General features: G+C 43.5%; 18 protein-coding genes and 1 pseudogene. 16 read left to right on the forward strand and 3 right to left on the reverse strand.

The features are described from left to right. Nucleotides 1-4 precede the first annotated feature (4 nt). The 8 genes and pseudogenes from C7U56_RS00565 (at nt 5) to brxL (ending at nt 12,116) form a co-directional block, all read left to right on the forward strand. The gene (locus C7U56_RS00565) at nt 5-1,450 is read left to right on the forward strand and encodes an SEFIR domain-containing protein (RefSeq protein ID WP_106999751.1); all 1,446 of its coding nucleotides are present in this window, start codon (nt 5-7) and stop codon (nt 1,448-1,450) included. Between the two features lie 37 nt (nt 1,451-1,487). Continuing rightward, nucleotides 1,488-4,934: a BREX-1 system adenine-specific DNA-methyltransferase PglX gene (gene pglX / locus C7U56_RS00570; protein ID WP_106999752.1), complete on the forward strand. Its 3,447-nt coding sequence runs from the start codon at nt 1,488-1,490 to the stop codon at nt 4,932-4,934. 42 nt (nt 4,935-4,976) lie between these two features. Continuing rightward, nucleotides 4,977-6,365, forward strand: a complete 1,389-nt coding sequence (locus C7U56_RS00575; RefSeq protein ID WP_227589541.1) for a hypothetical protein — start codon at nt 4,977-4,979, stop codon at nt 6,363-6,365. Nucleotides 6,366-6,380: 15 nt separating this feature from the next. Further along, a complete protein-coding gene (locus C7U56_RS00580; protein ID WP_106999754.1) occupies nt 6,381-6,620 on the forward strand; it encodes a DUF3791 domain-containing protein in 240 nt (79 codons plus the stop codon). After that, complete coding sequence (locus C7U56_RS00585; protein ID WP_106999755.1) at nt 6,617-7,087, forward strand: DUF3990 domain-containing protein; 471 nt, start codon at nt 6,617-6,619, stop codon at nt 7,085-7,087. The genes C7U56_RS00580 and C7U56_RS00585 overlap by 4 nt, the downstream gene beginning before the upstream one ends. Next, nucleotides 7,084-7,302 (forward strand): DUF3791 domain-containing protein, encoded by a 219-nt coding sequence (locus tag C7U56_RS00590; RefSeq protein WP_106999756.1) that lies wholly within the window; start codon nt 7,084-7,086, stop codon nt 7,300-7,302. The genes C7U56_RS00585 and C7U56_RS00590 overlap by 4 nt, the downstream gene beginning before the upstream one ends. A gap of 86 nt (nt 7,303-7,388) precedes the next feature. Beyond that, nucleotides 7,389-9,986 (forward strand): BREX-1 system phosphatase PglZ type A, encoded by a 2,598-nt coding sequence (gene pglZ, locus C7U56_RS00595; protein ID WP_106999757.1) that lies wholly within the window; start codon nt 7,389-7,391, stop codon nt 9,984-9,986. Between the two features lie 58 nt (nt 9,987-10,044). Further along, a pseudogene (gene brxL / locus C7U56_RS00600) lies at nt 10,045-12,116 on the forward strand (protease Lon-related BREX system protein BrxL). A 142-nt stretch (nt 12,117-12,258) separates the two neighbouring features. Here brxL and C7U56_RS00605 read toward each other — a convergent pair. Next, nucleotides 12,259-13,152 carry a selenium metabolism-associated LysR family transcriptional regulator gene (locus tag C7U56_RS00605; protein ID WP_146143886.1) on the reverse strand — a complete coding sequence of 298 codons (894 nt, stop codon included), beginning with the start codon at nt 13,150-13,152 and terminating at the stop codon, nt 12,259-12,261. 341 nt (nt 13,153-13,493) lie between these two features. Between C7U56_RS00605 and yedE the strand changes: the two genes are divergently transcribed. From yedE to C7U56_RS00620, 3 genes are read left to right on the forward strand one after another with little or no spacing between them, the layout of a single operon-like run. Further along, nucleotides 13,494-14,642, forward strand: a complete 1,149-nt coding sequence (gene yedE / locus C7U56_RS00610; RefSeq protein WP_338108836.1) for a YedE family putative selenium transporter — start codon at nt 13,494-13,496, stop codon at nt 14,640-14,642. A 19-nt stretch (nt 14,643-14,661) separates the two neighbouring features. Then, entirely contained in the window at nt 14,662-14,883 is a 222-nt protein-coding gene (locus C7U56_RS00615; protein WP_106999760.1) for a sulfurtransferase TusA family protein, read from the forward strand. Nucleotides 14,884-14,915: 32 nt separating this feature from the next. After that, nucleotides 14,916-15,152: a putative Se/S carrier protein gene (locus C7U56_RS00620; protein ID WP_106999761.1), complete on the forward strand. Its 237-nt coding sequence runs from the start codon at nt 14,916-14,918 to the stop codon at nt 15,150-15,152. 223 nt (nt 15,153-15,375) lie between these two features. Here the strand turns inward: C7U56_RS00620 and udk are convergent, their stop codons facing one another. Both udk and C7U56_RS00630 read right to left on the reverse strand, forming a co-directional pair. Continuing rightward, a complete protein-coding gene (gene udk / locus C7U56_RS00625) occupies nt 15,376-16,011 on the reverse strand; it encodes a uridine kinase (RefSeq protein ID WP_233430138.1) in 636 nt (211 codons plus the stop codon). Nucleotides 16,012-16,229: 218 nt separating this feature from the next. Then, a complete protein-coding gene (locus C7U56_RS00630; protein WP_106999763.1) occupies nt 16,230-17,648 on the reverse strand; it encodes a tRNA(Met) cytidine acetate ligase in 1,419 nt (472 codons plus the stop codon). 298 nt (nt 17,649-17,946) lie between these two features. Between C7U56_RS00630 and pta the strand changes: the two genes are divergently transcribed. From pta to C7U56_RS00655, 5 genes are all read left to right on the forward strand, one after another. Continuing rightward, nucleotides 17,947-18,942: a phosphate acetyltransferase gene (gene pta, locus C7U56_RS00635; RefSeq protein ID WP_022360441.1), complete on the forward strand. Its 996-nt coding sequence runs from the start codon at nt 17,947-17,949 to the stop codon at nt 18,940-18,942. A 231-nt stretch (nt 18,943-19,173) separates the two neighbouring features. Beyond that, nucleotides 19,174-20,364, forward strand: coding sequence for an acetate/propionate family kinase (locus tag C7U56_RS00640; RefSeq protein ID WP_022360442.1), 1,191 nt, complete (start codon nt 19,174-19,176; stop codon nt 20,362-20,364). 98 nt (nt 20,365-20,462) lie between these two features. Continuing rightward, a complete protein-coding gene (locus C7U56_RS00645) occupies nt 20,463-20,981 on the forward strand; it encodes a YceD family protein (RefSeq protein WP_022360443.1) in 519 nt (172 codons plus the stop codon). Nucleotides 20,982-20,983: 2 nt separating this feature from the next. Further along, the gene (gene rpmF / locus C7U56_RS00650) at nt 20,984-21,166 is read left to right on the forward strand and encodes a 50S ribosomal protein L32 (RefSeq protein WP_003499726.1); all 183 of its coding nucleotides are present in this window, start codon (nt 20,984-20,986) and stop codon (nt 21,164-21,166) included. A gap of 789 nt (nt 21,167-21,955) precedes the next feature. After that, nucleotides 21,956-22,957, forward strand: a complete 1,002-nt coding sequence (locus C7U56_RS00655; protein WP_106999764.1) for a hypothetical protein — start codon at nt 21,956-21,958, stop codon at nt 22,955-22,957. The last annotated feature ends 326 nt before the right edge of the window (nt 22,958-23,283 follow it).

The raw sequence follows: 23,283 nt of genomic DNA on the forward strand, positions 1-23,283 counted from the left end.
AGTTATGAAAAGTACGATAGAACATCCAAAAGTATTTATTTCTTATGCATGGGGAACTGAAGACTATAGATTGAAAGTTCGTTCTTTTGCAACAGACTTAATAGAAAATGGTATTGATGTTTTGTTAGATCAATGGTCTTTGAAAGAAGGAAATGATACATATGCATTTATGGAGCAGAGTGTGACAGATCCAACAATAACAAATGTATTAATACTACTGGATCCGATATATGAGAAAAAAGCAAATGAAAGACATGGTGGGGTAGGAACAGAAACACAGATTATTTCACCGGAAATTTACAACAAAGTTAAACAGGAGAAATTTTTACCTGTAATTTTTGAACGGAGAGAAAACGGAGAAATTCCAAAACCTCAGTATTTAAAAACGATGTTACATTTTGATTTATCTCAGGAAGAAAAGTATGATTTAGAATATCAGAGATTAGTGAAACGCTTATACGGAATAGAAATAATAGAAAAACCAGAATTAGGTAAAAAACCATCATGGCTGGAAGAAAGCTCTATTATTTCAACAAAAACGCGTACAGGATATGAATGTTTAAAACAACAGAAATCAGATAATGTTAAGAAAGACGAATATAGAAATTTTCTATTTGCTGTAAAAGAGAAAATAGTAAATTTTAGTAAGGATGAACTGGAAAATGGCGTATCAGCAGATGAGTATATAGAATTATATTCTAATACAAAATTATATCGGGATGATTTTTTGCATTTATTAAAATATTCACTTTATGTTCCAGAGGCATATAAAATTATAGCATCGCTTATGGAAGAAATATGTGTGGAAATAAAGGAAAAAGGTGGATGTGAAGGCGAAGTCGTAAAAACCTTGCTGCACGAGATATTCATTTATGTAGTGGCATTTTATTTGAAAAATAAAAATTCTGATGCCGTATCGTATATTTTGTCAAAGACATATTTTGTAGGTAGATATGGATATAATGAAGCTCAGAGTTTTGATGCCTTTTATTATAATAATGAGAATTTAGACAGAGCTGTCTCACAAAAAGATGGTAAAAATTATTATTCTGGGACAGCTAGTTATTGGATTAATAATATCAATGTAGAAGTATGTAACAAGAATGAATTTGTTTTTGCTGATATCTTTTGTCATAATGCATCTATGTTTATTGAAAATTACACTAGAAAGTGGTTTTGGTTTCCAATAACATATATATATGATAAAGCGGAATATGGAAGTAGTCTTTTCAGGCAATTTGCAATGCGTTTGAAATCAAAGGAGCATTTACAAGAAGCTGTTAAAATAATGGGATTTTCAGATACAGATGCATTTAAAAAGAAATATATTGAAATCGAAAGCAAAATTAAAGAAGGAAAGATTGGAGAATATCGATATAACAGTGCGTTTGAATCAGCACCAGTTATATGTCAATATGTTAAATCGGAAGAATTAGGGATCAGAAATTAATAGAAAAGTTTGGTAAAGGAAAATTAGTAGAAAATAAATGGATAAGAATGCGATTAAAAAATTTGCTGTCTGGGCAAGAACAGAGCTAATTGCCCGTGTTTCCCTGAAAGGTGTGGAATACGGTATCACAGAGGACAACATTGAGGATGCCAATGCGGACAGCGTTGGCGGCAAAGTCCTCACTGCCGATGAAAAGAAACAGCGTCAGGCTCTCATTGCCGAGATTAACGATAAAGGCTATAAGCAGGTCATGGAGGAGGTTGCCTACACTTGGTTTAACCGCTTCTCTGCTCTGCGATTTATGGAAGTCAACGGTTATCTTCCTTCCCATGTGCGAGTATTCACGGACGAGGAAAACAACTTTAAGCCGCAGATTATAACCGAAGCTATTCATCTGGATTTGGATGGACTCAATATGGAAAAGGTCTATGAGCTAAAAGATGCTGAAAAGACTGAAGAACTGTATAAATATTTGCTGATCGTGCAGTGCAACGCTCTGAATAAGATTCTGCCGGGAATGTTCCAGAAGATTGCGGATTACACCGAGCTTCTTCTGCCGGATAATCTGCTCCGTGAAGGTAGTGTGATTCAGCAGATGATCGAGCTGATACCAGAGGAGGACTGGAAGGATGCTGTCCAGATCATCGGCTGGCTGTATGAAGCATATAACATCGAAAAGAATGAATTGGTTTACAATGGCAATATGTCAAAATCAAGAATCTCCAAGGATCTATTGCCAGCAGCAACAACGATTTTTACACCAGATTGGTCTGTTCGTTATATGGTAGAGAACAGCCTTGGTCGTTTATGGCTGGAGGGACACCCGGATGTGAAAGAGCAGCTTCTGCCGACAGAGGAAGAACAGTCTGCTTATGCTGCCGGAAATCGTGACCTGGAAGATGCCAAATGGCACTACTATCTGGAAGAAGCTGAGCAGGAACCGGAAGTGCAGACACAGCTTGCCGAGATTCGTAAGGAATACGCCGCACTGACACCGGATCAGCTGAAAGTCATTGACCCTTGCTCTGGCTCTGGTCATATTCTTGCATATATGTTTGATGTGCTGATAAAGATTTATGAATCCTATGGCTATACCACCCGTGAAGCAGTGGCAAGCATTGTGGAAAATAATCTTTATGGTCTGGATATAGATGACCGTGCGGCACAGCTGGCTTACTTTGCGGTAATGATGAAAGCCCGTCAGTATGATCGTCGTTTTTTCAGCCGCGGCATTCAGCCCCATGTATATGCTATTGTGGAGAGTAATCATGTAGATAAATTCGCTATGTACTATTTCTGCAATGGTGATATGAAGCTCACAGCTACTATGGATACCATCATCAAAGAGCTGCATGATGCAAAGGAATATGGTTCTATTTTGAACATAACACCGCAGGATTGGTCTGCATTGTATGATCGTTTTACTGAGATTACGGAAGATATCAATATGTCCCGTGAGACGGCACTCAGAGAATTACTGCCGTTGGTGCAGGTGGCGGAAGCATTGGCACAGAAGTATGATGTGGTTGTGACGAATCCGCCGTATTTAGGTAGTTCGAGATTTAGTCCTAAATTAGATTCATTTGTAAAAGAGCATTATCCAGATGTAAAAACAGATTTTTCAATGGTAATGTTTAAACATTCTTTGAGAGATTTATGCAAAGATAAAGGATATGTTTCCTTTATTACAACAACTTCATGGATGTTTTTATCGAGTTTTGAAAAATTACGAGAGTATGTGATTGATGGGTATACTTTTGGTTCGTTGGTTGATTTTGGAACAGAATTATTTGAAGGTAAGGTAGGGCATAATCCGATCGTGGCATGGGTGAATTGCAAGTCAAACATTAAAGCAAATATGACAGCAATACGATTAGTGGACTATTGTTATTCAAAGCGTGATGAAAAAGAAGCAGAGTTCTTTAATTCTCAAAATCTCTATGTTTCAAATCAGAATAAATTTAAAATGATACCAGGAAGTCCTATTGCATATTGGTGGGAGAATTTCAAAATTTTTTCATTGCCGCAAGTTCAAGATTTCTATGAATCCGCAGGGAGAAATAAAACACATAACAATGAATTATATACAAGAAATTGGTGGGAAATATGTGATATGGACAGATGGCAGCCGTATGCAAATGGAGGTCCTTTCAGAAGATGGGAAGGAAATTCGCTTGATGTTGTTGATTGGTCTATTGCCGCTAAAGAGTTTTATGCAAGTCATGGAGGTTTATATAATCAGAAGTATTGTGGAAAGAGAGGTATTTGTTGGAATTTAATTACATCTTACAAAAATGGCTTTAGAATAAAATATAAGAATTATCATTATAGCTCTGCCGCACCCACTATTATTGCAAAAAAAGAAAATTTTGATTTTTGGATGCTTGCATTTTTGAATGGGATTGTAGCTTCTACAATTTTAAACATGTATAATCCTACACTTAATACAACTGTTGGAGATATTCTTAGTTTACCAGTCCAGTTCAAGAAAAGAGAACAAATTGAACCTATTGCAGAGAAAAACGTAGAACTTTCACAAACTGACTGGGATTCTTTTGAAACCTCATGGGACTTTCAGCACCATCCACTGCTTCGTAAAGTTTCTACCATTGCGGAAGCCTTTGAACAATGGAAAACGGAATGTGATGACCGTTTTAATCAGCTGAAAACTAATGAGGAAGAACTGAACCGTATTTTCATTGACATTTATGGCTTGCAGGACGAGCTGACACCGGAAGTTGAGGATAAGGATGTCACTGTCCGCAAGGCTGACCTTGGCAGAGATATTCGTTCTTTCATTTCCTATGCGGTTGGCTGTATGTTTGGTCGCTACTCTCTGGATGTGGACGGTCTTGCCTATGCAGGTGGCGAATGGGATGCCAGCAAGTATGCTTCTTTTGCTGCGGATAAGGATAACATTATCCCGATTTGCGACGATGAATACTTCGAGGATGATATGGTTGGTCTGTTTGTAGAGTTCGTGAAAACCGTTTACGGTGCAGATACTCTGGATGAAAACCTGAAGTTTATTGCCGACGCTCTGGGTGGCAAAGGTCAGCCGAAGGATGTGATTCGGAATTACTTCCTGAGCGACTTCTACTCCGACCACTGCAAGATTTATCAAAAACGCCCGATTTACTGGCTGTTTGACAGTGGTAAAAAGAATGGCTTTAAGGCTCTGATTTATATGCACCGCTATCAGCCGGACACCATTGCCCGTATCCGTACCGACTATGTGCATGAACAGCAGGCTCGTTATCGCACCGCCATTGCCGATTTGGAACAGCGTATTGCCAATGCTTCCACTGGCGAGCGTGTGAAGCTGAATAAAAAGCTGACCACCTTACAGGCACAGGATACCGAAATCAGAACCTACGAGGAAAAGATTCATCACCTTGCCGACCAGATGATTTCCATTGACTTGGACGATGGCGTGAAGAAGAATTATGCAATTTTCCAGGATGTTTTGGCTAAAATAAAGTAAGGAGGGATAGTTATCGAACCGAAACAAAAGAAATCTGTTCTCTTGGGGAATGGAGTAAACATACAGTTTGGTGGAAAAGCCTATTCAAATAGATTCATTTTGTCAAGAATTATCTTTAACGCACAGTGCGATAAGTATGATAGTCTTTTTGAAGGTACGCTGTCGGGAAGTGAAATTGAACAGATATTTCGAGGACTTCTTCCTACTGTAAATGCTGTGCTTGATGGAAAATATGATAAAGTCAATGCTGACGATGTAGTGAAAAGAGCTGTAATGGAGTTCAAGGCACAAAACGCAGAACGCAGCAAATTTGAGCATTATTATGAAATTCCATTAGAAGATTGGTTTTTGTTACTTCGATTATTCTTCATGGATAATCCAGATTTGAGTGATATGTGGAAAGCATCAAAACAAGGATTTGAATGGATGATTCTGGATGCTATCTATAATGCTGGTAAAATTCAAGAAATTTATCAAAAAATGAAAAAGCCTGTCAAACATTTTTTTAAATCGTTTGATTCGATATTTACATTGAATTATGATAATAATATTGAAAAGTTGACTAATAAAACAATTTACCATTTGCATGGGGATTATTCTGTCCTTGCAGATTCTGAAAATCCTGAAACAGTTCAGGGATTTTTGAACAAGCAAAACGGAAAAATTGTTATGAATCCAGATTATCTGCAATGTTATTGTAATGCGCTACTTAATTTTAGTGGACAGAATAAATATAAAGAAGCTCAGGATAAAGTGAAAGGAATTGAGGCACTTCAAAGACTAAAGCAATTACATGATTCGGATGTAGAGAAATTTGAGATAATGAGAGCAGGTGTAGAATCAGAAAAAGCTCAAATTATAGATACTTATATCAAACATCCAGAACTGAAAATTGCTACGGATTATCATTTTGGGGAACTTGAAAAACTTTCAGGTGAATTGCATATTATAGGGCTTTCACCACAGAATGACAGTCATATATTTGCTTGTATAGAAAAAAGCTCATTAGATAAGGTGGTTTTCTATTCGTATGGTGAGCCGCCAAAGAAATTGCCATTGACTAAACCATATGAATTTGCAGATATTAAGCAGTTATGGAAGTCATTGGATGCGAATCAGCCACAATATAATTGTGGTAGAAAATATCCGGATTCTGATGAAGCTAAAAAGTTTTTTGAACTTTTTAATGCATTATCCCTTGATCCGATCACAAAAGAAGAAATTGAGAAAGAAGCAAATTCAATTCCTGAATATATGGCGTTGCCATTATGCAAAGAAGCTATGAATTTGATTAAGGTTCAGACAACACCAAAAAGTGAAGAAGAACTTATGAAACAGTTTAGAATGGTTAGTAGAATAGCTTTAAGAGAGGGAATTTATCCGTCTGCTTTTTATTTGATTTTAATAGACAATTTTTCAAAATTATCGTAAAAGGAGGGCTTGCATATGATAACGGATGAAAGAATCAAAAATTCCAGTGAGCTGGAGTTTGCTGTATTTTGTATTGAAAATGTAGCAGCAAAGCTGGGTGTGGATGCAGAGCGTGTCTATCAGGCATTTACTGAACAGAGTGATATTTTGCACGGTTACATCGTGCCGGAATATGAAGTGCTGCATACCCAGAGTCGGGAATATATCGTTGATGACCTCCTTGATGTGATGAAAGAAAGGGGTGTGGAAGTATGATTCTCTATCATGGTTCTTTCTTAGAGATTGCAAAGCCGGATTTGGTTCATTCCCGTCCCAATGTAGATTTCGGGCGTGGCTTCTATGTCACGCCGCTGTATGAACAGGCGGCGAAGTGGTGCGGCAAGTTCAAACGCCGTGGGAAAGATGGCATTATCTCTCGGTATGAATACGATGAAAGCCGGGAATCTGAACTGAAAACGCTGAAATTTGATTCTTATTCCGAAGAATGGCTGGATTTCATTCTGAACTGCCGCAGCGGAAAAGATTCGACAGATTACGACCTTGTTGTGGGCGGTGTTGCCAATGATAAGGTGTTCAATACCGTGGAGCTGTTTTTTGACGGACTGATTGATAAAACGGAAGCTATCAACCGCCTGCGTTATGAAAAGCCGAACCTGCAAATATGTTTCCGCACAGAGAAAGCACTATCTATGTTGCATTTTGAAGGGAGTGAAGCACTATGACAGCGAACCCGATTTTGCTTCAGAAAAAATATAGCCGTGTTATTGAATGCTTTGCTAAACAGCAGGGACTTTCGCTGGATGCGGCATTGGATTTCTTTTATCATTCCCAGGTTTATCAGCTGATCCGTGATGGTGTTTCTGATATGCACTGCATGAGCGATGCGTATCTGGCAGAGGAACTGGAACAGGAATATGCCGAGAAAACCGCCGGATAAGTGCCGTTAAACCGCCGGATACTACAAAAAGTGCCGGGAAAGTGCCGACAAAATGCCGGATACCAAGGAAGGAAAGAAAGTGACTTATGGATACAGACAAAGTAATACAAGACTTAAACCGCAGGTTTGCTGCACTTCTGCCGGAGTTTTATCAGCGTCGTATCATCTTCTGGTACGATGAAGATAAGGAATTTGAGGATAAACTGGACGAAGTGGTTCTGGAAAATGCAAAGATAATTGCTCTGACCGGAAACAATGCCTTTTCTGTGAAGAAACTGCTTTCAGTGGACGATCTGACCACAAACTATCTGGTTTACAGTCCATTAGCATATAACCGCCCGGATGATAACTGGCTTCTGGATGTGGAGCTTTATAGTGAGGAGTTCCGGGCAGACCTGATTTCTATTTGGATGGATGAGATGGGTCTTACATCGAATCCGGCCATGCGGAAGCAGGTCAAGAATTATCGTGCTTATTTCAATGCGAAAGACCGCCGATTGAAAGTCAGCACACAGAATAAAGTTCCGGCAACGCCTGCACAGCTGCACATGGCTGTCATGGCGGCAATTTGTGGATTAAAAGACGCACAGCCGAATATGATTTTCCGTAGCGTGTTCCGTGCTGGATTGGATTTGAAGAACAATACTGTTTATCAGGATTTTGTAAAATATCATGTTGACGGTGCATTTTGGACAATGGTTCGCCAGGGCTGCGGATTTGTGGAGGAAGAACCAGACCTCGGACGGCTGGCAATTCATTTGCTTTTGACCGCCGCTACCCGTACCATGCGGCAGGAATATCTCGCCGGACTGGATAGCTTTATTTCCATGCCGCATCAGGCATATTGCTATGATTTTATTTCCGAGTGGCTGCACAGCGAGGATATTCAGCAGTTATATGATGTGGCACGGTATGTTGAAGATGAAGCCCGTCTGCATCAGCGTTTTGAAAAGCTGATGGTGGACGATCTGGCAGGAACCGAGTGTTTCCCGTGCATCAACGAAGTGATTTTGACAAAGCTGATGACAGAGATCAGCGACCATATCATTGATGTAGATATGATTACTTCCACCGTTGAAAAGCGAAGAACCTGTGCGTGGTATGAGCCGTTTGAGAATTTCTATGACGGTATCCTGCAAGTGGCGAATATGCAGAGCTTTTTCAAGGAACACTCTGTCGGATTCCATACTGCCGAAGCAAAAGGCATCTGGAAAGAATATACGGAAAGCTACTATCAGATGGATACCTATTACCGTTTGTTTCATCTGAGTTTCCAAAAGAGTCTGGAGACTTCCAATATTCTGCTGGATGATTTGTTTAAGCACGTTGTTGATAAAGTGGAAGGACTCTATACTCACTGGTTCTTGGGTGAATTGGGTAATAACTGGTCAGATGTGTGTGCGGATGAACTGGCAACCTGCGGTAAGGTTTTGGAAGTGCCGCAGCAGGAAGAATTTTACCGTTCTCGCATTAAGACTTCGAATACCAAGGTATTTGTGATTATTTCAGATGCTATGCGATATGAAGTGGCGGCAACTATGGCAGATCAACTTCAGAGAGAAACGCAGAGTAAGGTTTCCATCAGTAGTATGCAGAGTATCTTCCCGTCTATCACAAAGTTTGGTATGGCAGCGTTATTGCCACATAAAGAACTGACAGTAGAAGTTCGGAACGATATTTTGACGGTTCTGGCAGATGGTCAGTCTACGGCAAGCACTTACCGGGATGAAGTCCTGAAATCAGAAGATCCGGCGAGTGTGGCTTTGAAATACAATGACATCATTGCCATGAAACGAGCAGAACGAAGTGCGCTGGTAAAGGGCATGGATGTGGTTTACATTTATCACGATACTATTGATGAAGCCAGCCATACTTCTGACACCGCTGTTTTTTCTGCCTGTGATAAGGCAATTTCAGAGTTAAAAAACCTTGTGCGTATTATTGTGAATGAATTTGGCGGTACGAATATTCTGATTACGGCTGACCACGGATTCCTTTATACATATAGTCCGCTGACTGAGGATGACAAGGTAGATAAGACCAGCTTTAACGGCATGGATGTGGAATATGGCAGACGCTATGCAATCATGCAAAAAGGCGCACAACCGAACTATCTGTTGCCTGTGAAGTTCCTGGGCGGCAAAACGGAATTTGATGGATTTGCACCGAGGGAAAGTATCCGTATCAAGATGAATGGCGGCGGCATGAACTTTGTCCATGGCGGTATCAGCTTACAGGAAATGGTTGTTCCGGTGATCGAGTACCATTATCTCCGCAATGATTCTATGGAATACAAGCGTAATAAACAGAAATATGATACCAAGCCGGTAACAGTCAATTTGCTGTCTGCAAACCGTAAAATTAGCAATATGATTTTCTCATTGAACTTTTATCAGAAGGATTCAGTCAGTGCAAACCGTGAAGCGGCTACCTATCATGTTTACTTTACGGACGAAAATGGCAAGCAGATCAGTGATGTTCAGAAGATTATTGCAGATAAAACCAGCGACAACGGTGCAGAGAGAACTTTCCGTTGCCAGTTTAATCTGAAGTCTCTGAAATACAGCAATACTGCTACTTACTATCTGGTAATTGCAGATGAACAGAGCTTGCAGATGCCGCAGCGTGAGCCGTTCCAGATTGACATCGCCTTTGCGGTGGATGAGTTCGATTTCTTTAGTTAATACCGCAGGAGGATAGAAAGATGGGCAATTTACAGAGGGTGAAAGCACCCGTGAAGAAATAAAGAATAAGCTCCGTCAGAACTTTGACGGTAAGATTGTTCGGAAAGACCTGACAAAGAAAATCAAGGAAGGGGAAAATGTCCCGGTGTATGTCCTTGAGTTCCTGCTGGGTCAGTATTGCAGCTCAGATGATGAAACGGTCATTGAAAAAGGCGTACAGAACGTGAAGCGTATTCTTGCTGATAATTTTGTACGCCCGGATGAATCGCAGAAGATTCTGTCTCAGCTGCGAAAGAAAGGCAGTCACACTATCATTGATATGGTGACTGTCCGACTGGATATGAAAAAGGACTGCTTTTTTGCGGAGTTTTCCAATTTGGGCGTTGGCAATGTACCGATTGCCGACGAATACCCGGAGAAATTTGACCGCCTGCTCTGCGGAGGTATCTGGTGTATCGTTCAGCTGGATTACGAGGTTGAGGGCGACAATAACTTTGGCATTGAGGATATTGACGGAAATCCGCTTCGTTCCAAACACAAAAAGATATTTCTCCGATCAGTATCCGTAAGCTGACACCGATCCAGATGCCGCACATTGATATTGATGAACTGAAGCAGGGACGAAAGGCTTTTACGAAAGATGAATGGCTGGATATTCTTCTTCGTTCTATCGGCATGGAGCCAGATGAATTTACATATCGTGAGAAATGGCTGCTCCTAACCCGTATGATTCCATTAGTTGAAAACAACTTTAATCTTTGTGAGCTGGGACCGAGAAGTACCGGTAAATCTCATCTTTACAAAGAAATTTCACCGAACAGTATTTTGATTTCCGGTGGGCAGACGACGGTTGCAAACCTGTTTTACAATATGGGACGCAAAACGGTCGGACTGGTCGGCTTATGGGACTGTGTAGCTTTTGATGAAGTGGCAGGTATCAAGTTTAAAGATAAAGATGGCATTCAGATTATGAAGGATTACATGGCATCCGGCTCTTTTGCCCGTGGCAAAGAAGAAAAGTCTGCTATTGCGTCGATGGTATTTGTGGGAAATATCAATCAGAGTGTGGATGTGCTGTTGAAAACGTCCAGCCTGTTTGCACCTTTCCCGCAGGAAATGGGAACAGATACAGCATTTCTTGATCGTATGCACTGCTATCTTCTAGGATGGGAGATACCGAAGTTCAGACCGGAACATTTTACCGATGATTACGGTTTTATCAGTGATTATCTGGCTGAATTTATCCGGGAACTTCGCAAAGAACAGTATGGTGATGCACTTGACCACTACTTCCGCCTGGGAAGAAATCTGAATCAGCGTGATACGATTGCAGTCCGCCGTATGGTAGACGGTTATCTGAAGCTTATGTACCCGAATGGTGAGTTTACCAAAGAGGAACTGGAAGAAGTCATTCAGATTGCATTGGAAATGCGCCGCCGTGTAAAAGAACAGCTGAAAAAGCTGGGCGGCATGGAGTTTTACGATGTGAACTTCTCCTATATTGACCTGGAGGATATGTCAGAACATTATGTTTCCGTACCGGAACAGGGTGGCGGTAAACTGATACCGGATGGAATGTGCAATCCGGGACAGGTTTATACCGTATCCAGAGGAAAAAGCGGCATGATTGGCGTGTTCCGTCTGGAAAGTCAGATGCTTCCGGGCAATGGCAAGATTGAACGGACAGGCTTAGGCAGTGATTCCAAGTGCAAGGAAGCTGTGAACACGGCGTTCAATTATCTGAAAGCCAACGGCAACCGGATCAGCGGTTCTATCAGCACTTCGACCAAGGATTACATCATCAATTATCAGGATTTGCAGGGTATCGGTATGACAGACAAATTGGCACTTCCAACATTGATTGCACTTTGTTCGATTGCCCTTGGAAAGCCTGTTGTCAGCAACTTGGCAGTGTTGGGAGATATAACAATTAGTGGCACAATGATAAAGGTGGATGAACTTGCCAATACGCTTCAAGTGTGCCTGGACAGTGGTGCAAAGAAGGTACTGATTCCGAGTACCTCATTTGTTGATTTCGCAAGTGTTCCGGCTGATCTGATGAGCGCATTTCAGCTGATTCCGTATCAGAGTGCGGAGGATGCGGTGTTTAAGGCGTTGGGGGTAGAATGATTGAAGAAAGACGTAATTGTACTTATAGATTCACGAAAAGAAATAGAAAAGATGTTCCATCCGTTTGATGGAGGTATGGGAACATCTTTTGAACGGATCGGTGATGTGCCTAAATTTCAGAATTGGCTATGAAAAGTTAAAGTTATAACTTATAAAACCTCTTCGCAAATTCCAAAAACACCCCGCCTTCCTCTGCCATATACTTAACCGGCGAATACACCAGATAGAGTTTCCGGAGAAAGGCAGCTTCCCCAAGCGGAAAGAGAAGCAGTTTCCCCTGCCGTGCATCTGCCTGCACAGTTGCTTTTGAGAGAATGGAGATGCCCATTCCCAGCATGATACATTGCTTGAGGGCGGCGGCATCGTCCATCACGGCAATAACATTTAAATCATCGAGTGAAAGCCCTTTATTTTTTAGGAAATGAAGGGTTTCCTGCTTTGTGCCGGAATTATCTTCCCGGAGCAGAAACGGTTCTTTTAAGAGGGCATCCAGCGGTGATGGAATAGACTGGTAAGCCTGATAATGCGGTGCGGCGGGGGCAGCGATCACAAGCTCATCGGAGGCAAATGGGAGAAATTCGCAGGAGGTGTCCGAGGTAGTAGTTCCGACCAGACCGATGTCGCAGATGCCGTCATCCACCTTATGTACAACGTCCAGGCTGTCTGAGCAGGAGGCATAGACACGGATATCAGGATGAACTGCGTGATAAGCGCTTAAAAGTTCCGGCAGAAAATAGAGGGACGGAACGGAGGATGCGCCGATCCGAAGCTGCGGTTTCGTCTCGTTGGCGAGTTCCACGATTGCTTTCTGCTGCAGGGTCAGAATCTCCGTGGCATAGGAATATAATTTTGTCCCGGCAGGAGTCAGGAAGAGCGATTTGGTGGTGCGCTTTAAAAGCTGGGTGTGAAATTCCTCCTCCAGACTGCGGATGTGGGCGCTGACAGTCGGCTGTGAGATGTACAGCTTCTGGGCGGCAAGCGAAAAACTCTGATATTTGACGGTGTACACGAAAGCTTCTAATTGGCGGATGTCCATATATTTAAAATCCTTTCTATAGATAAAATCAATTTTTAATGATTCTGTGATAAAATCCAAAATTAAAATGAATAGTAGACAGGTGAAAACAATCTCTAAAGAAGAGTGTAGCTTTATTTATTGAAAATATCAATAAGTTTATAGCAAATATCAATATAAACGATTTTACCATAAAAATACAGGATGTTATACTTGTCTGCGGAAAGTATGGATAGATCCATGAAATGTACGCGCTTGAAATTTTTCTTGTTTGATTTTGTGAGATGATTTTTTTGCCGGATGCACTCAAATTTCTGATATGTATTGATGAAATGCGAGTGTGGTGCGTGAAATCACCCACAATGACGAGTGTGAGAAAAACTTTAAGAGTACATGAAATAAAAAAGGAGGCAGGTATGAAAGTATTTGACAAGACATGGAAGCTGGCAGTGGCAGGCGCGCTTGTGGGTGTGCTGGCAGCATTGCTGGCGTATTTTGGAAATCCGGCCAATATGGCGATCTGTATTACGTGCTTCGTACGTGATACGGCGGGCGCGCTGAAACTTCACTCAGCAGCACCGGTTCAGTATTTCCGTCCGGAGATTGTAGGATTTGCAGTGGGAGCATTTGCAATCTCACTGGTGACGAACGAGTATAAGGCGACAGCAGGTTCTTCACCGATGATCCGCTTTGTTCTGGGTGCGATCATGGTAATCGGCGCGCTGGTATTCTTAGGGTGTCCGCTGCGTATGGTTCTGCGTATGGCAGCCGGTGACCTGAATGCGTATGTAGCGCTGGTTGGATTTGCAGGCGGTATTGCAACCGGTTCGTTCTTCCTGAAAAAGGGATTTTCGCTGGGCAGAGCGTATGAGACGCAGAAATCAAGCGGATATGTGCTTCCGGTGCTCCTTCTGGCGCTTTTTATCATTGGAGCAGTAACAGGCGTATACGCAGCCAGCACGGAAGGACCGGGAAGCAAGCACGCACCGATTCTGATTTCCCTGGTTGCGGCTCTCCTGATTGGTGCACTGGCACAGAAGAGCCGTATGTGTTTTGCAGGCAGCATCCGTGATGTGATTCTGATGAAAAACTTTGATTTGCTCAGCATTATCGGCGCACTGTTTGCAGTCATGCTGATTTTTAACCTTGCAACTGGCAATTTCCATTTGAGCTTTTCCGGTCAGCCGATCGCGCACTCCCAGCATCTCTGGAATATTCTGGGTATGTATGCCGTTGGATTTGCAGCCGTTCTGGCTGGCGGATGCCCGCTGCGTCAGATCATTCTGGCAGGGCAGGGCTCCTCGGACAGTGCGGTAACCTTTCTGGGAATGCTGTTAGGTGCGGCACTTGCACACAATTTTAACCTGGTTGGTGCGGCAGCAAAAGCGGCAACCGAGACAGAGGTAGCCGTTTTGGGTGGTCCGGCGATGCCGGGCAAAATTGCCGTAATTGTATGTATTGCCCTGTTATTCGTGATTGCAGCGGCAAATATGAAACGTAGAAAGAAATAAAGAAAAGAGGAAACGGAAAATGTCAGATTTTGTTGAGGTAGATGTGCGGGGACTCTCCTGTCCGGAACCGGTTTTGATGGTGATGGATGCGATGGACGAACATCCGGGAAAACAGATCCGTGTGCTTGGCGATGAGGCACACACCCGGACGAATATTGAGCGCACGTTGGAGTATCATGGAAAAGAGGGGCACACCGAGGTGCTGGAAAACGGCTGTTTCACCATTACCTTTGAAGCGTGATGCTGCTCTGGAATATTAAATAGGTGGAAATGATGAGGCAGAAACGGGAATATCGGATTTTTACCTTTCACACGACGGCTGCGGCGATGGAGATGGAGGCATTCTGCCGGGAACAGGGAATCAGAGGGCGCCTGGTGCCTGTCCCACGCGAACTCTCAGCAGGCTGTGGAATTGCCTGGCGGATGGAACCGGCGGAATATGAACGGTTTCAGGGAGTGATTGCGGAGAGCCAAATTGAGATCGAGCAGAGCTGTGTGGTTATGAATTAAATAAAATGTTATGTTAGAGCAGGCATCATAGAAAAAGTATATAGGAAAAAGCGGCGGTATCGGCAGTGGCGAGACATTCAAAAAAGAATGGAGCGCTGACTGTGTGATACTGCTGCTTTTTGGCGTGTAAATCGAGGTCAGAATGAGGTCATTGAGGTCAGAAATCAAATCATGACCTCGATGACCTCATTTGTGACCTCGATGATCCCAATATTTTGAAATATTATTCTTCCGCCTTCGCCTCCTCCAGCAGCCGTGCAATCTCCCCCCGCACCAGCGAGAATGCAACCTCATTCCGTCCGCTGTTTGTAACGACATCTGCATAGGCGCGGGTCGGTTCAACAAAGAGAGCATGCATCGGTTTGACGGTAGTCAGATACTGGTCGATGATGTTTTCGATATCGCGTCCGCGCTCTTTCGTGTCACGTAAGATTCGGCGGAGGATGCGCTCGTCGGCGTCGGCATCGACGAAAATGCGGATGTCGAGCAGATTGCGGAGTGCTTCGTCATAGAGAACGAGAATGCCCTCCAACAGGATAACCGGGCGCGGCTCGATGTGAATGGTCGCTTCGGCGCGGTTGTGGTTGGCGTAGTTGTAGGTTGGACAGTCGATTGCCTCCCAGTTTTTCAGTTTGTTGAGATGCTCAAGAAGCAGCTCCGTCTCAAATGCATCCGGGTGGTCGTAGTTCAGCTTTTTGCGCTGTTCAAATGGCATATCGTCGTGGGCGCGGTAGTAGTTGTCGTGGTAAAGCACGGTCACCTGATTAGCAAATGCGTCTTTCAGACGGTTTGTAAAAGTGGATTTTCTTGAACCAGTTCCTCCGGCAATTCCGATGATAATAGGTGATTTTCTATTCACTGTGGTTTCCTCCATTTGTAAGTTTTATCTCAGTCGAGAAGAGTCCCACCTCTTTAGGTGGCGAGTAATAGCAAATTTGTCTCAGTGGGAGGTGGGTCTCCGACTGAGATAAACGCTCCGCGGGGATGCGCAGTGATTCTGTATGGAATATGTCAGCTTCGCTGACCAGAATCACGCGCCAAGTCTCACGGACGTTCGACTTGAAAACTGGTTCATTTTTATACAAAAACCAGTCCTTCTGTATATTCATTTTGAAATACGCCGCTGCGCTTCATCCGCACCGTCTGGTATAAATGCGAGGCGTACACCTCCTGCTCCAGCAGCGCGAGCGCCGACGGGGAGAGGTTCTGGGCGGCATCTGCCATTTTAGTGATGAGGGGGATGCTGCTTTTTTTATGCAGACAGGAGAGCAGAGGGCTGCTCTGCCTGCAAAAACCGAGAATCCGTGCATAGAGTGCATAGCCCTCTTCCTTCCACCGGGAAATATCCTCCTCGCGCATACCGAGTACCAGATGCAGAAGCGCCCGGCTGACACGCGTGTAGGTAAGCTGGCGCGTCTTTAACGCCTGAATCCGTTCTTCAAAAGAGAGAGGAAAGTAAGGTGGTTTTGCAAGACGGGCGGCAAGCTCCGGGGAGAGATCTGCGATGCGGGATATAGCCTGCGTATTGGTATCAACAGACAAAGTGCTGGAAGGCATAACGACGTTTGTGGCAGCAATGGAACCTTTCGCTGAAGATTTCTGCATCTGTAAAACAGCCATATTTAAAAGTTCTGAAAAGTCATCCGTAAAAACGGGAAGTGCACCTGCGTATGCGGGATGCGTCACGGCTGGCAGATGAGGTATTAAAATATTAAATAAAATCTCACTTTTTGAATCAGAACCCGGTTCCTGTTTTAGTGAAGCTGGACTATCTGCTGACAGATTTTCATAGCTCTTCCGAACTATCCCGCGAATTGCCGAAGCGGATGGAAACTTTGCTTCAGACAGTGCATCCTCATGATATCCGCTTCCCTCCCGCGAAATCGTATAAAATTCCATCGGGCTGTGCAGATCTTCCGCCGCCCGCAGATATTCAATCCCAAGGATATTATTAGGGGAGTTTAAAATGGAAGACCATATATGAGAGTTCGACACATCTGTATTTGCGTGAAAATCTTCCACATTTTCAACTCTTGTCCCGCCCGCCTGTGTTTCTCCCAGCGCCTTCGCCCGTGCCTGCGGATAAGTCAGTCCCGCTTTCAACCCTTTCCGCAGCCGTTCCTGAAATTCCGCCGATTCATGATTCAGCGCATAAGCAGCCTGCTTAAGGATCTCAATCTGCCCGCATTCACTGCCGAACACAACGGCATCCACACCGATCGCCGACAGAAGCGCGACTCCATAGGCGGCAAATTCATGCGCTGAGGCGGTGGAGAAGGCGGCTGGCATCTCAAGTACCAGGTCGGCACCGGCGAGAAGAGCGGCTTTTGTACGACGGTACTTATCAAAGATGGCGGGTTCGCCGCGCTGGACGAAGCTGCCGCTCATCAGGACGACGCAGTAGTCTGCGCCGGTCAGTTCCCTTGCCTGTTGCATATGATACAGATGTCCGGCATGGAACGGGTTATATTCGGTAATTAAACCAACGATTTTCATAAATTTCAATCCTGTTTTTTGCATTTTTGCGAGGAATTTTGTAGCAGCCTATTTATAATAGAAATAAAAATAAAAGACTGTTGCTGTTGCGGCAGAAAAATCTGTAAAAAATAGCAGCCATTTTCTGCTTCATTTACATTATATAGTGGAAGTGCGGGAGCGTAAAGGAAAAATTATAGTGCATCTTGTTAAAAATTTAATTAATCAAAAATTTGAAAATCGCTCTTGTATACAATAAACAACTGGTATATAATGTTAGCAGTAATAGACACACACTTATGAAAGGGGTTTTATAACCATGGCATTTATTGACAAGATTAAGGAAAGAGCAAAAGCAGACAAGAAAACCATCGTTCTTCCAGAGTCAATGGACAAGAGAACATACGAGGCAGCTGAGAAAATTCTGAAAGAGGGTATCGCAAATCTGATCATCATCGGTACTCCGGAAGAGATTGAGAAAAACGGCAAAGGCTTCGACATTTCCGGTGCCACCATCGTTGACCCGTACAATGATCCGAATAAGCAGAAATACATCGACAAGTTCGTTGAATTAAGAGGCAAAAAAGGTGTTACTCCGGAAGTTGCAAAAGAGCAGATGGAGAAAGACTATATGTACTATGCTTGCCTGATGTGCAAGTGCGGCGATGCTGACGGCGCTGTATCTGGTGCATGCCATTCTACCGGCAACACCATTCGTCCGGCTCTTCAGCTTCTGAAGACCAAACCGGGTATCAGCTCTGTATCTGGCTTCTTCCTGATGGAAGTTCCGGATTGTGAGTTCGGTGAGAACGGTCTGTTCGTATTCGCTGACTGTGCAGTAAACACTGACTTCGATTCCAACAAGCTGGCTGAGATCGCTGGTCTGTCCGCAGAGAGCTTCAAGATGCTGGTTGGCGCAGAGCCGAAGGTAGCTATGCTGTCCTATTCTTCTATGGGTTCCGCTAAACATGATGATGTTACCAAGGTAGCAGATGCAGTTAAGATTGCTCATGAGAAGTTCCCGGAACTGAAACTGGATGGCGAGCTTCAGCTTGATGCAGCACTGGTTCCGTCTGTAGGCGAGGCTAAGGCACCGGGCAGCTCCGTAGCTGGACATGCTAACACCTTAGTATTCCCGTCCCTGGAAGCAGGCAACATTGGTTACAAACTGGTTCAGAGACTTGCAAAAGCTGGCGCTTATGGTCCGGTTCTTCAGGGTCTGTCCATGCCGGTAAACGATCTGTCCAGAGGATGCTTCGCAGACGATATCGTAGGCGTAGTAGCTATCACAGCTGTACAGGCTCAGCAGGCATAATTAATATTAATTGGAATCAAATGGATGGAGAACTGGCACTGCGTCAGAGAATCTTAAATCCGTTTAATTAAGAATTAAAAGTGATAATTACAGTTCAGCCCGGTATTCATACATAATCCTGCAGTTCACAACAGGGCAGTGCAGACGTTTTTGCAGATGCTTCCGTGTGAACCGCATATAGAGAATACCTGCGGCTGAATTGTGATGTTATAAAGAAAGGAATCTATTACCATGAATATTTTAGTTATTAACTGCGGAAGTTCTTCCTTAAAGTATCAGTTAATCAACTCTGAGACAGAGGGCGTCCTGGCTAAGGGTCTTTGCGAGAGAATCGGCATCGACGGTATGCTGACTTACCAGCCGGAGGGCGGCGAAAAAGAAAAATCTGAGATCGCTATGCCGACCCATACAGAGGCTATCAACGCAGTTCTGGCAGCCCTGACTAACGAGAAGAGCGGCGTTATCAAGAGCCTGTCTGAGGTAGGTGCAGTTGGACATCGTGTCGTACACGGCGGCGAGAAATTTACTTCTTCCTGCTTAATCAACGACGAGTCCATGAAAGCGATCGAAGAGTGCAACGATCTGGCACCGCTTCACAACCCGGCAAACCTGATCGGTATCCGTGCCTGCCAGGAACTTATGCCAGGCGTACCGATGGTAGCTGTATTTGATACCGCTTTTCATCAGACCATGCCGGATGTTGCTTACACTTACGGTATTCCGTATGAATACTATGAGAAATACAAAGTTAGACGTTACGGCTTCCATGGTACTTCCCACAGCTACGTATCTAAGAGAACCGCTGAGATCGTTGGAAAACCGTATGATCAGATGAAAATCATCGTTTGCCACCTGGGTAACGGCGCCAGCATCTCCGCTGTAAACTGCGGCAAATCTGTAGACACCAGCATGGGTCTGACTCCACTGGAAGGTCTGGTTATGGGTACACGTTCTGGTGACCTCGATCCGGCTATCATCGATTTCGTAGGTAAAAAAGAAGGTCTGTCCCTGGATGAGATGAACGAAGTCCTGAATAAGAAATCCGGTATGCTCGGTATCTCCGGCGTATCCAGCGATGGTCGTGATCTGGAAGCAGCAGCTGAGACTGGCAACAAGAGAGCACAGCTGGCCCTGGACGTATTCGATTACCGCGTAATCAAATATATCGGTGCATACGCAGCAGCTATGAACGGTGTAGATGCAATCGCATTTACCGCTGGTATTGGCGAGAACAACATCAAGATGAGAAAAGATGTTTGCAGCAGCCTGACCTACTTAGGCGTTAAACTGGATGAGGAGAAGAACAACGTAAGAGGTGAGGAGAGAATCATCTCTGCTGACGACTCCAAGGTTCAGGTTCTTCTGGTTCCGACCAACGAAGAGCTGGCTATCGCCCGCGAGACTCTTGCACTGGTAAAATAATTAAATATGAATTAAAATTTGCAAAAATATGTAAAATTAATCATTGACAAACGCGCTCGACCTTTGTATAATATCAAAGTGCGTATTAGGAGATTAGTATGCTGATTCATTTATCGGAACTTTTTAACTGCGAGGGTAGAAAGAAAGTCTATACAGTCGAGACTGCGCTGGACTCTGTTGATTTTGACGGAGAGACGTTTCAGATTGAGAAGGCTGAGCCTTTTGAACTGGAACTGACGGCTAAGACACGGCATAAGTATACGATGAGTGGTCATGCGACGCTGACGGTGGGAGGTCACTGTGCGCGTTGTCTGGAGCCAGTATCTTTCGACTGCGAACTGGATTTTGGACGAGAGTTTGAGGTGCAGGACGGTCAGGAGGAGAGTTTAGATGATGAACCCTTTATGAAGGGGTACAATCTGGATGTAGACCAGTTGGTTTGCAACGAACTGCTACTGAGCTTGCCTATGAAAGTCCTGTGCAGAGAAGACTGCAAGGGGATTTGCAATAGATGTGGTACAAATCTTAATCTTCGGACTTGTACCTGTGACACTAGGTCGCTCGATCCAAGGATGTCGGTTATCCAGGAGATATTCAATGAATTTAAGGAGGTGTAACCATGTCTATCTGTCCTAAGAACAAATCTTCCAAAGCAAGAAGAGACAGCCGCAGAGCTAACTGGAAAATGAGTGCTCCGAACTTAGTAAAGTGCAGCAAGTGCGGTGCTCTGATGATGCCTCACAGAGTGTGCAAAGCTTGCGGAAGCTACAACAAGAAAGAAATCGTTAAAGTAGAAGACTAAGCTACAAGTGTTGAAAAATAAGGGGTTAAGCGATTTTTGCTTAACCCATTTTTCGCATTTTAGCCCATTTTTAGCCCATTTCAAGAGGGTGTTTAACAGGTGTTTTTGGGTAGATTTTAGCAACTATAACTTATGGCTTATAAAATGTGGTCAAAAACAGGAGAGATTATTAATTTGCAATAATCTCTCCATTTTTTATATTTCGTGAATATTATCAAATCTGTGATTTTTATTAGTAAAAATGTAAAAAATAGGGATAGAAGAGCATTAAGCTCAACTATCCCTATAAGAATGTTATTTAACAAAGTATTTTATGTACTGTTATTTGTTATTTAACTTTTACTAGCAAAAGTCATATATGTGCCTCCTGTAAATGAAAATATATTTCTAATTACAGGGGCCGCTCTCGCTACTTCTGAAAAAGATCAATAGCGAGAGCGGTCGCATATTTTGACATTTTTGTCAAGTATCAATTTAAAAATATGTTAGACTCCTATAGGGGATTTAACGCTAAAGCTTAACTTACTGACATTGGTTCATGGGTAGGCACTTTTGGAACCGAAAGTGCCGTAAGAAAACGTGGTGGCAGCAGGAATTTGCCGTATTTAAATGCGAAGCCACGGCAAATTCCGTTACTGGGCACGTATGCGTGAACAGTAACGCAGATAATGTGTAGATGGCGGTGTTGTATGCAAAAAGGTGTACAATGCCGCTATTTTTTGTTAATATAGAGAAGAAAGAAAAAAGAGGGATAATATTTTATAAATATCACGTTAGGAGGTTTTACATATGAAAAGGGGAAAATATTTACTTTTGACCGTCACAGCCGCCGCGCTTCTGGCGGCGATCCCATTTCAGGCATTTGCGTCGAAGGATACGGAGGACCGCAGCCCGGTTGGCTCGATCGGCTTAAATGTTTCGTCCTCGATCCATGTCGGTGATGAGAGTTCAGATGTGGATGTTTCGCTCGATTTCGGTGACTGCGATATTTCCAATGTTGATGTGATCAATGAGCCGTCCGGCAAATGGGTGGACAAGGATAAGCCAAAGCTGGAGGTTACGCTGGAGGCGGACGATGATTATTATTTTAAATCCGGTTATGCGAAAAAGAATGTAACCCTGAGCGGTGACAGTGCGACGGTTACTTCTATCAAGCGCAAGGGCGATGAGGAACTCCGGGTCGTGATCACCCTGAAAGCTTTAAAAGGAACCTCCAGTGATTACAGCCTGGATGTTGATGAGGCAGAGTGGGATCAGATGGATGGCGTTGCAGAGTGGAACGGCAGTGAGGATGCGAAATACTATGAGCTGCGCGTTTACCGGGATGAGAAATTTTTAAGTACGGTAAAACCGGGAAAAGAAACGAAATACAATCTTGGACGTTATCTTACGCAGGCGGGAACCTACACGTTTGATGTGCGCGCGGTTTACAGCGATTCACGGCACGGCGAATGGCAGACATCGGATTCCTTCACAATCACGGCGGAGCAGGCGCAGGAAATTCAGAAGACGCTTGTCTTCAAGGAAGCAGGCAGCGGTCCGGCAGCCGGTGCGTGGGAACAGGATGCGCTTGGCTATAAATACCGCAATTCCGATGGAAGCTATGTGACCAATAACTGGCAGCAGATCGGCGGTGTGTGGTATTTCTTCGATGAAAATGCATATTGCAAGACGAATACCTGGGTGTTCTGGAATGGAAAATGGTATTATCTGGATGTAAACGGCGCGATGTTAGTTAATACGACGACGCCGGACGGCAAGCAGGTCGGGGAAGATGGGGCGCTTCTGTAAAATTTTTAAGAAACAATTTTGATGAAAATCCGTCAGGGAAGATGGAGACAGAATTGTAAAATAGATGTGAGAAGAGGCAGATTGCACGGAATATGCGGTCTGTCTCTTTTACATTTAAAAACAGAGAAAAATAAAGAGAATATTTGCAAACAGAACGATGATAGAATGAAAATACATACATGAAAAGAGTGCTGAAGGACAAGCTGGCAGTTATTTCTGATGGAATAAAAAAATTAACAAAAAGAATACTTGCATATTGTGAAATAAGTAGTAAGATAGAGGTGGTATCTCATGACTGCCTATTTTTTAACAATCTAGGGGAAGGG

Origin of the sequence: Clostridium fessum, from assembly GCF_003024715.1 — a bacterium.
GTDB classification, from domain to species: Bacteria; Bacillota; Clostridia; order Lachnospirales; family Lachnospiraceae; genus Otoolea; species Otoolea fessa.